Source organism: Flavobacterium sp. ZB4P23 (genome assembly GCF_003970375.1).
Classification (GTDB): domain Bacteria; phylum Bacteroidota; class Bacteroidia; order Flavobacteriales; family Flavobacteriaceae; genus Flavobacterium.
Genome location: NZ_RYDK01000003.1, coordinates 1 through 10,274 on the forward strand (window position 1 = coordinate 1; position 10,274 = coordinate 10,274).

General features: G+C 34.8%; 7 protein-coding genes. 3 read left to right on the top strand and 4 right to left on the bottom strand.

The window, feature by feature from the left end:
• Positions 1 to 320 precede the first annotated feature (320 nt).
• Positions 321 to 1,343 carry a Holliday junction branch migration DNA helicase RuvB gene (ruvB, locus tag EKL99_RS05590; RefSeq protein ID WP_126454217.1) on the top strand — a complete coding sequence of 341 codons (1,023 nt, stop codon included), beginning with the start codon at positions 321 to 323 and terminating at the stop codon, positions 1,341 to 1,343.
• Positions 1,344 to 1,484: 141 nt separating this feature from the next.
• Entirely contained in the window at positions 1,485 to 2,405 is a 921-nt protein-coding gene (gene queG, locus EKL99_RS05595) for a tRNA epoxyqueuosine(34) reductase QueG (protein ID WP_126562634.1), read from the top strand.
• A 19-nt stretch (positions 2,406 to 2,424) separates the two neighbouring features.
• Here the strand turns inward: queG and EKL99_RS05600 are convergent, their stop codons facing one another.
• From EKL99_RS05600 to EKL99_RS05615, 4 genes are all read right to left on the bottom strand, one after another.
• Positions 2,425 to 3,453: a LacI family DNA-binding transcriptional regulator gene (locus EKL99_RS05600; protein WP_126458431.1), complete on the bottom strand. Its 1,029-nt coding sequence runs from the start codon at positions 3,451 to 3,453 to the stop codon at positions 2,425 to 2,427.
• A gap of 550 nt (positions 3,454 to 4,003) precedes the next feature.
• Complete coding sequence (locus tag EKL99_RS05605; protein ID WP_126562632.1) at positions 4,004 to 4,891, bottom strand: carbohydrate kinase; 888 nt, start codon at positions 4,889 to 4,891, stop codon at positions 4,004 to 4,006.
• Positions 4,892 to 4,893: 2 nt separating this feature from the next.
• On the bottom strand, positions 4,894 to 6,222 hold the full coding sequence (locus tag EKL99_RS05610) for a sugar porter family MFS transporter (protein WP_126454209.1): 1,329 nt from the start codon (positions 6,220 to 6,222) through the stop codon (positions 4,894 to 4,896).
• A 49-nt stretch (positions 6,223 to 6,271) separates the two neighbouring features.
• Positions 6,272 to 7,861 (bottom strand): glycoside hydrolase family 32 protein, encoded by a 1,590-nt coding sequence (locus tag EKL99_RS05615; protein WP_126562630.1) that lies wholly within the window; start codon positions 7,859 to 7,861, stop codon positions 6,272 to 6,274.
• Positions 7,862 to 8,184: 323 nt separating this feature from the next.
• Here EKL99_RS05615 and EKL99_RS05620 point away from each other — a divergent pair, with 323 nt between their 5' ends.
• Positions 8,185 to 10,191, top strand: coding sequence for a glycoside hydrolase family 65 protein (locus EKL99_RS05620; protein WP_126562651.1), 2,007 nt, complete (start codon positions 8,185 to 8,187; stop codon positions 10,189 to 10,191).
• The last annotated feature ends 83 nt before the right edge of the window (positions 10,192 to 10,274 follow it).

Below are 10,274 nucleotides of genomic sequence, written 5' to 3' on the forward strand. Positions count from 1 at the left end.
TAAATGCATAATCATATTTTACTTTTTTTTCCATAAAAAATGCCCCAAATAGTGTCTAACTTTTTGGGGCATGTCCAGTTGAGGCTTTTTTTTAGGACATTACTCAATTTTCATCCCTTTTGTAAGTGTGTAATCACTGTATTTATAGAAGAGTTCAATTGTCAATGCAGTGCATTCTATAACCATTGTGGTGTCTGGATTTTGTTTGAATGAATAAAAAAATAACATACTGAAATAGATTGCTTGATAGTATTGCTTTTTTATTTATAGCATTTGAAATTTAAATTTATAATTCAATATTGCTTTGCTATCTTTGTTATATGAATGAAAATTTAGACCCAACAGCAAATGGTTACAATTCAGAAGAGCTAGATCTTGAAAAAAAATTGAGACCACTTTCTTTTGATGATTTTGCAGGACAAGACCAAATATTAGAAAATCTGAAAGTTTTTGTTCAGGCTGCAAATCAACGAAATGAAGCACTTGATCACACGCTGTTTCATGGTCCACCTGGCTTAGGAAAAACAACATTAGCCAATATTCTTGCCAATGAATTGCAAGTGGGAATCAAAATTACTTCCGGTCCGGTTTTAGACAAACCTGGAGATTTAGCCGGTTTACTGACTAATCTAGAAGAAAGAGACGTTTTATTTATTGATGAAATTCATCGTTTGAGTCCAATAGTAGAAGAATATTTGTATTCTGCTATGGAGGATTTTAAGATTGATATCATGATTGAATCTGGACCTAATGCAAGAACCGTCCAAATCAATCTAAATCCATTTACCTTAATTGGAGCCACCACGCGTTCTGGTTTATTAACCGCTCCTATGAGAGCGCGTTTTGGAATTTCTTCCCGCTTACAATATTATACCACTGAGTTACTCACCACAATCGTAGAAAGAAGTGCTACTATATTTAAAATGCCTATATCCATGGAGGCAGCTATAGAAATAGCTGGTCGTAGTCGTGGAACTCCTCGCATCGCGAACGCATTGTTACGGCGTGTGCGTGATTTTGCCCAGATAAAAGGGAATGGCACTATCGATATAGAAATTGCCCGTTACGCCTTAAAAGCACTTAATGTAGATGCTCATGGCCTGGACGAGATGGATAATAAAATACTAAATACAATTATCGATAAATTCAAAGGCGGACCTGTAGGTTTATCTACTTTGGCGACAGCCGTATCTGAAAGCAGTGAAACAATCGAGGAAGTCTATGAACCATTTTTGATTCAGGAAGGTTTTATTATGCGTACGCCAAGAGGTAGAGAAGTTACCGATAAAGCATATCAACATTTAGGGAAATTAAAAACAAACAATCAAGGCGGTTTATTCTGATTTTTAGGAGCTGTTTCCCGCTTTCCGCTGTATTTCCGATATAGAAAACAAGGCTTTTTCAGCCGTAGTTTTTGTTAATCGGGAGACGCCGATGCTATCAGGTCTTGGAATCCCGTTTATTAACTTCTATTTTTTAACTATATTAATACAAAAGCGACATACACGCAATTTATCAAATCTGAAGCGAAACGTCTCGGATTTTTATCCTGTGGAATAGCTAAAGCTGGTTTCTTGGAACAAGAAGCACCGCGGTTAGAAAACTGGTTGGAGAACAATAGAAATGGCCAAATGTACTATATGGAAAACCATTTTGACAAGCGTTTAAATCCAACTTTACTCGTTGAGGATGCTAAAAGTGTAGTTTCACTGTTGTTAAATTATTATCCAGAAGACCTGCAAAATACAGATTCTTATAAGATTTCAAAATATGCGTACGGTCAGGATTATCATTTTGTGATCAAGGAAAAACTCAAAGAATTTTTATTTTCTATTCAATCTACAATCGGAGATGTTTCTGGTCGGGCCTTTGTAGATTCTGCTCCAGTCCTTGACAAAGCTTGGGCTGCCAAAAGTGGTTTGGGTTGGATAGGCAAAAACAGTAATTTATTGACACAAAAAGTAGGTTCTTTTTACTTTATCGCGGAACTCATTATCGATTTAGATTTAGACTATGACAATCCTACAACCGATCATTGTGGTACGTGTACAGCTTGTATAGATGCGTGCCCTACAGCGGCAATAGTTGCGCCTTATGTAGTAGATGGCAGCAAATGCATTTCCTATTTTACAATTGAATTAAAAGAAAATATCCCTCAGGAGATGAAAGGTAAATTTGATGAATGGGCTTTTGGATGCGATGTGTGTCAGGATGTTTGTCCTTGGAACAAGTTTTCAAAAGCACATAATGAACCTTTATTTAACCCAAATCCAGAATTACTGTCCTTGTCCAAAAAAGATTGGATAGAAATTACTGAAGAAACATTTAAAGCTGTTTTTAAAAACTCACCAATTAAAAGAGCCAAGTTTCAAGGATTAAAAAGGAATATTGATTTTTTACAGTAACGAAATTTTGAAACTTAATTTATTTGAATTTTGTAGAAGATTCTCTAACAATAATGCTTGTTTCTAATTCAACAGTTCTTGGAGTAAAAGGAATTCCTTCTTTATGACAATTCATTTCTTCTAACAATAAGTTAAAAGATTCAATTCCCATTTCATGGCTTGGCTGATCTACAGTACTAAGTTTTGGAGTCAGTACTTGCGATATAAACCAATTGCTAAAACCAATTACCGCTACTTGTTCCGGGACATTGATTTTGTTTTCATTAAAATAGTCTAATACTCCCACTGCTACCAGATCTGTTATAGCAAAAATGCCGTCTATATCAGCATGCTCTTGAATAATCTGTTTAGCAAAATATCTTCCTTCTTCAAAAGTCACATTTTCACATGCAAAAACTAATTTTGTGTCAAAAGGAATGTTATTTTTCTCTAATGCTTTTTTATATCCAATATACCGATCTATTGAATTTTGTGGATTCAATGGCCCTCTAATGTGTGCTATTTTTCTACAACCAGTGTCGATTAAGTGTTGCACTGCATTAAAGGCCGCTTTTTGGTCATCAATTATTACTTTCGAGCATTTAGAAAGCTTTGCTATTTTGTCAAACATAACAAAAGGAATATTTCTATTCATTATTTCTTTTATATGATCATCATTATTGGACTCATTTGATAAGGACATGATGATTCCGTCAACTCTTTTGTTTATAAGCAGTTCTACTTGTTTTTTTTCTAAAGCCAGTGTCTCATTTGATTGTAAAATGATTACTAAATAGCCGTTTTTTTCAGCTTCGTTGATGATAGCATTGACCACATTCGAAAAGAAATGATGTACAACTTCAGGAATAATTAGACCAATGGTTTTTGATTCTTTTGTTCTTAAATTTACAGCAAAACTATTAGGAGTGTAGTGTAATTGCTGGGCAAGTTCAATTACTGCTTTTTTAGTTTTTTCACTAACATCAGGGTAATTTTTAAGCGCTTTTGAAACAGTCGTTATTGAAATTCCCAGTTTTGTTGCAATTTCCTTAAGAGTAATGTCTTTCATGAATCGAATTTCTACGTATTTAATTTTAAGAAAAGGTGTTTATAGTAACTTTGCTGTGCGTCCTTTTTCAGTCTTTGACATAGGTATAAAAAAGACTATAAGTTCAAATATTCCTTACCAAGGTATTGATTTTTATCTTATTTCTGTAATTTTTTAATAATAAAACAAATTATTACACATTCGTTACATAAACTAATTGGATCTGCCATTTTTAGTAAAGGCGGGAACATCCTAGGTTGACGTTCTTTCATTTATACGTGTTCCGATCTTAATGTACTTAAAACCAGAAGGGAATTGTTTTCTTTAATAGATTTCGGCATTCCTTCAATGACTCTGAAACGTGGGTTTTAGAAATCCGTAATTGAGTGGCTATTTCGTTGATAATGGGATTTTTCAAAGTTCAATACTTTTGTTTAAAACCCTAAAAAAAAGAACAATAACTTTTTTGTTATCCTAAAAAATTTCTGTAAATCAATCTTTTCATGATTGATTTACAGATGCATGGGTTTTTTTTGGGTTGTTGTAATTGTTAAAAATCAGTTTCGCTAAACTAGCATGGATTCATAAAGGCACTAATTTCATTATTTGAAATTTTGGGATTGGCTCCTTCATTTTTGGCTACAATGGCTCCTATTGCACAAGCGAAATCAATTGCTTCTTGGGGATCGGCATCCTTTAATAGTTTAGAAAGCAATCCGGCTAAAAAAGAATCTCCGGAACCCACGGTATCTACAACATCTATTTTATAGCCACTATTGTAGTACATTTTTTCATTGTAATACAACACCGCACCATGATTTCCTTTTGTAACGCAAATGTGTTTTGTATTCGTTTGTGTAGCAATAAATAGAATATTTTGCTCTAATGAATGGTATGGTGAATTCATAAAAGCACTTATTTCATACAATTCCTCATCATTAAATTTTATAAAATCTGACTGCATCATCAAATTAATCAGTAGTTCCTTAGTGTAAAAAGGAGCACGTAAATTAACATCGAAAACGGCATATTTTGCATAGTTAATTATTTCTAATAAGGAATCGTGCGAAACAGAATCTCTACATGCAAGACTCCCAAAAACTAGTGCATCTGCTTTCTTGACCATTATTTCGTCTTCCGGAATACATATAATTTTGTCCCAAGCAACCGGATAATTGATTGTGTATGAAGCAGCTCCTTTCTCATTTAATTGAACAATAACTTGTCCGGTAGAAGCGTTTTTATCAACTTGAATCGTATCGGTAACAACTCCATTTTTTTTAACAAAGGCAAGGAGTTTTTTTCCGATTTCATCATTTCCTACCCGGCTTATTATTTGAGCATCAATACCAAGTGATGCTAAACGCAGCGCCACGTTCAATGGCGCTCCTCCGATTTTTTGGTGCGTTGGGAAAACGTCAAATAAAACTTCCCCGAAACAGATTATTTTTTTGGTCATAATTATTCTTTTTTTGACAAACTTTCAGATAGTTCTTCTAATGTTCTCCCTTTGGTTTCCGGCATTTTTGTAAATACCCAAAGCAATTGGAAAACCATCATTATGCAGAAGACGGCAAAAACGGTTGTTGTTCCAATCTCTTTAAACAAAAACGGAATGAATGATGGGATTAATGCTGCTAAAATCCAATGTACAGAAGTGCCAAAAGAGGTTCCGGCAGCTCGAAGTTTATTCGGGAACAATTCAGAGATAAATACCCAAATGACGGCTCCTTGACCTATGGCGTGTGAGGCTATAAACAAAAAGAAAAATAACGGAACAGCCATTCCTTTCCATTCAAAATAAAAGGCGGTTGTCACTAATCCTAGAGAAATAATGTATCCTACCGAACCCAAATACATGAGCGTTTTTCGACCATATTTATCTATTAGCGAGATTCCAATCATGGTAAATATTAAATTGATTATCCCAATTCCGATACTACTCAAAAAAGAGGCAGATTTTTCTAATCCTGCCAATTCAAAAATTCGAGGCGCATAATATAAAAAAGCATTAATTCCGGAGAGCTGATTGAAAAAGGCAATAAAAAACGCTAAGAGCAATGGTTTTCTATATTTAGCCATGAAAATAGATTCGTTTTTCCCCTCCTGAACAGTTTCTTTTTCTATAGCAGCAATTTCCGCTTCTACTGCTGCGTCACTATTGATTTGTTTCAAAATAGCGACTGCTTTTTGTCTGTCTTTTTTGTATTCTAAAATCCAACGCGGACTTTCCGGGATTCCAAATACCAGAAGTGTGTAAATGAAAGATGGAAACGCTTGTATTCCTAACATCCATCGCCAGGCATTTTCTCCTATATCTTGCAAATAGTAGTTGGATGTAAAGGCGATTAAAATCCCAAAAACAATATTGAATTGGTACAAAGCAACCAGTTTTCCACGGTCTTTTGCAGGAGCAATTTCAGAAACATAGGTTGGAGCAGCAATGGTTGAAGCGCCAATACCAATTCCGCCAAGAAATCTAAAAACGGAAAAGAAAATGGGATCATTTGCGAATGCAGTTCCAATGGAAGAAACCAAAAACAGTAATCCTATAATTATTAGAGTCTTTTTCCGACCTAAAATATTCGTTGGAAACGCACCAAAAATAGCGCCAATAACCGTTCCCCATAATGCGGATGACATCACTACTAATCCATGAAACAAATCAGAAGAACCCCATAGTTGTTGCAATTGTTTATCTGCTCCTGAAATTACGACGGTGTCAAATCCAAATAGAAATCCTGCAAAGGCAACGATAATGGACCAATAGAGTATTTTTTTGTTATTCATTATTCTGTTTTTTTTAGTTAGTGGTTTTGGTTATTATAAATGAATTTTATTACCAGATTCCTTTTATTTCAGCAATACTAAAATTTTTAATTTCTTGATTTTCATCGGATTGAATGGTTAGTTTGGTATATGGTTTGTTAGGGAAAATTTGTTCTGTGAAACTGTAAACGCCACCGTTGAGGAAAATTTCTATTGAGGACCAATCTACTATGATTTGATAATCAATAGCCTCAGAAATTATATTTGGAATTTTGGTGTTGTGTATTTCTTCTCCAAAACTTTTTTCAAAATTGACTACGCCGGAATGTCTTCTGTCAACAGAAAAAGTCTTTCGTTTCGCATCGTAATTCATGACCAAAGAATCCTTTACATCATTGGAAAAAACCAATTTTAAATTTTTATTTTTAGCATTAAATTGTACTGCTGATTGATTTAAATATTGGTAATTAAATGTAGTTTTTTGATTCGCTTTTAGGATAATTTCATCTTTAGAAAAGGCTATGGTCTCTTGTTTTTTGAATTGTTCCACAGGAACGTTTTTTAGGACATAATCGCCATTGATTTTTGCAAGCGAAAGTTCTCTTGGCAACGTCATGGCGCTTCTCCAGTTTTTGGTAGGCGTATTTCTGGCATACAGCCAATTGCTCATCCAGCCTATGAATATCCGTTTGTTTTCTGGCGTATTATTGTACGTGACTCCGGCATAGTTATCAGTACCATTGTCAATCCATTTGATGTTTTTTTGGGTGGTTTTAAAACTTTTTCCATCAAAATCACCAATGAAATATTGTGTTCCTGAACCACCAAGTGGTGCACCGGGATTGATGCTAATGAGTAGAACCCATTTTTCTTCATTGGAACCGGCAATTTTTAATTTGAAAAGATCAGGACATTCCCAAACACCGCCATGAGCTCCTATATTTTTACCAAATTCACTTTCAAATTTCCAATTAATTAAATTTTTGGAAGTATAAAATTGTGCATGATCTCCTGCTACTAATACCATATTCCAAAGATTAGTTTCGGTATTCCAGAACATTTTAGGATCTCTAAAATCTTTCTGATCAACATTTCCTATGATTGGATTTCCATTGTATTTGAGCCAAGTTTCGCCTTCGTCTAAGCTATATGCCAATCCTTGCGTTTGATAATTTCTTTTGCCCGCTTTTTCGCCTGCCATGTCGTGATAGGTAAAAATGGCAATCATTGGTGGATTTTCTTTTGTTCCCAAACCAGAAGTATTTTTTAAATCTACAACGGCACTTCCTGAAAATATCATTCCTAATTTGTCAGGAAACAAAGCGATTTTTTGGTGTGTCCAATGGATTAAATCTGTACTTGTGGCGTGTCCCCAATGCATTGGTCCCCAAACGATATCATCTGGGTAATATTGGTAAAATAAATGATAAATCCCTTTATAGAAAACCATTCCGTTAGGATCATTCATCCATTTTTTTTCCGGAGAAAAATGAAATTGCGGTCTAAAAGGTTCTTTGTATTTTTTAGAGGAATCTACTGCTAATTTTCCAGAAGCATCAATGGTGATAACATCATTTTTAGTTTCTTTTTTACAGGAAAACAAGGATAAAGAGACTCCCAATAGTATAAAAAAATAGGTGATTTTATTTGTGAACTTCATTAAAAAAAGGATTAATTAGTATAGTAAGTAAGTCGAAAGTTTAAAAGTCGTAAAGTCAAAAGAATTAACTTTAAGTAAAACAGCTTTAAATCATATTGTTACATAATTTTATCCTGATTTTAAAATACGATATTATACCATGGTTATTACTTATCTTCATAAAAATAGAATTATAATTTGTAATTGTTGATTTGGAATCGACCAAAAACGTTTTTGATGAGTCGAAAACGTTTTCGATTTGTATTTCACCTACTATCTGGATCGATGTACATTTTTAACGAATAATTTATATATGTTTGAAAATATTATTAAAATATTATATGATGAATTCAACAGTTAAAATATTGGTTTTCATGATTTTAGTTAGTACTGGGGTTTGTGGTCAAGCCCAATCAGACGAATGGCACTTATATGCTAATTCCAGAGAGAATTATTTTGGAGTTGCCATGGCCAATGGTCAAATAGGAATCGTGACTGACGACACACCTCTCAAAACAAAAGAAATTATCCTGAATGGCGTGTATGACGGAAGTCCTGAAAATGGGATCAGCAGAATAGTACGCGGAATAGAGTTTTTGAATCTGCATTTGAATATCAATAGGCAAGAAATCAAATCAGACAATATCGATAATTGGAGTCAAGTGGTTTCAATGAAAGAAGGAATGAGTACCACTTCCTTTTCGTTTAAAGATTTAGCCACAATTAATTACACGATTTTGGCTAATAGAGCTGTTCCTTTTTCAGCGATGGCAATTGTCGAAATTACTCCTATTAAGGATATAGAAATTACCGCTAACAATTACATGGTTGTTCCTGATGAACTGAAAGAGGCAAAAAGTCAGTTTCGGGTCTTAAAGGACAATCAGTATTTAATGCCGGTTTTTGGTACTACAGCTAAAACGCTAACCGGTAAATATACAGTGGCCGCTTCAACAACTTTTCTTTTTGATGATGAAAGCGAAACCTTAAAACAAACCGGAAATGAAGTTGGGTTTATTAAAAAATTGATCAAAGGCCAAAAATACCGTTTTGCGGTTGCAGGAGGAATTTGCACTTCCAAGGATGTTACGGATCCTTTGAACGAATCCGAAAGACAACCTATTTATGCGCTGCAGGAAGGAATTGATGAATTATTGAACCGTCACAAACAAGCTTGGGCTGAATTATGGAAAACGGGTGACATACAAATTGAAGGCGATCTGGATGCGCAACAACGGGTGCGTTTCGCGTTGTATAACTTGTATTCTTATATACGTCCAGGAACCAGACAAAGTATTGCGCCTATGGGGTTGTCGTCTCAAGGCTATAACGGACATATTTTTTGGGATACGGAACTTTGGATGTATCCAACGCTCTTGGCACTGCAACCTGATATGGCAAAATCATGTTTGGATTATCGCTCAGATCGTTTGCAAAAAGCAAAACAAAAAGCCTTTATTTATGGGTACAAAGGAGCAATGTATCCTTGGGAATCTGATGATACAGGAGAAGAAGCAACACCAACTTGGGCCTTGACAGGTATTTTTGAACAGCACATCACAGCAGATGTTTCGATAGCTTTTTGGAATTATTACGCCTATACACAAGACACTTCTTGGTTGAAAAAAGAATGGGCGGTTCTTAAAGAAACAGCCGATTTCTGGGTAAGCAGAGTAGTTAAAAATCAAGACGCAAGTTTTTCTATTTTGAATGTAGTTGGTGCCGATGAGTATGCGCAACATGTAGATGACAATGCTTTTACCAATGCATCAGCGATCGAGTCTTTGAAAAATACGATTAAAGCAGCGACACTTTTAAATGAGCCGATCAATCCAGAATGGATAGCAGTATCAGAGAAATTAGTGATTCATAAAAAGGATGGGATTACTCAAAATTATAAAGGATATCAAGGACAAATGATCAAACAGGCAGATGTCAACTTATTAGCATATCCTTTGCATACAATCACAGACAAAGAACAAATAAAAAGAGATTTGGAATATTACGCCGAAAAAATTGATAAAAAAGATGGTCCAGCTATGGCTTCCGGAGTTTTATCGGTTCTATATGCTCGATTGGGAGATAGAGATAAAGCCTATAGTTATTTTGTGAAATCGTATTTACCTAACAGTCGGCCTCCTTTTGGCGTATTTTCGGAATCAGCCAATAGTAATAACCCTTATTTTGCTACTGGAGCCGGAGCAATGCTTCAAGCCGTTATTTATGGTTTTGGCGGAGTGGAACAAACGGATATGGGATTGAAATACAACAAGGGACTGCTGCCAAAACAATGGAAATCACTTAAGATTATTGGACTGGGAGTGGATAATAAAACAATTGTTATCAAATAATACAGTAACCCGTTGGGTGTAATTACACCCAACGGGTTACTTTAAATAATTTTTGCCGCGAATATACAAGCAATCTATTTTGA

What these genes read in the sequence shown, in the direction of transcription:
- EKL99_RS05610 (WP_126454209.1), bottom strand. Translation starts at nt 6,222, where the DNA reads ATGAATAACAAAAAAATACTCTATTGGTCCATTATCGTTGCCTTTGCA.
- EKL99_RS05620 (WP_126562651.1), top strand. Translation starts at nt 8,185, where the DNA reads ATGAATTCAACAGTTAAAATATTGGTTTTCATGATTTTAGTTAGTACT.
- EKL99_RS05615 (WP_126562630.1), bottom strand. Translation starts at nt 7,861, where the DNA reads ATGAAGTTCACAAATAAAATCACCTATTTTTTTATACTATTGGGAGTC.
- EKL99_RS05600 (WP_126458431.1), bottom strand. Translation starts at nt 3,453, where the DNA reads ATGAAAGACATTACTCTTAAGGAAATTGCAACAAAACTGGGAATTTCA.
- EKL99_RS05605 (WP_126562632.1), bottom strand. Translation starts at nt 4,891, where the DNA reads ATGACCAAAAAAATAATCTGTTTCGGGGAAGTTTTATTTGACGTTTTC.
- ruvB (WP_126454217.1), top strand. Translation starts at nt 321, where the DNA reads ATGAATGAAAATTTAGACCCAACAGCAAATGGTTACAATTCAGAAGAG.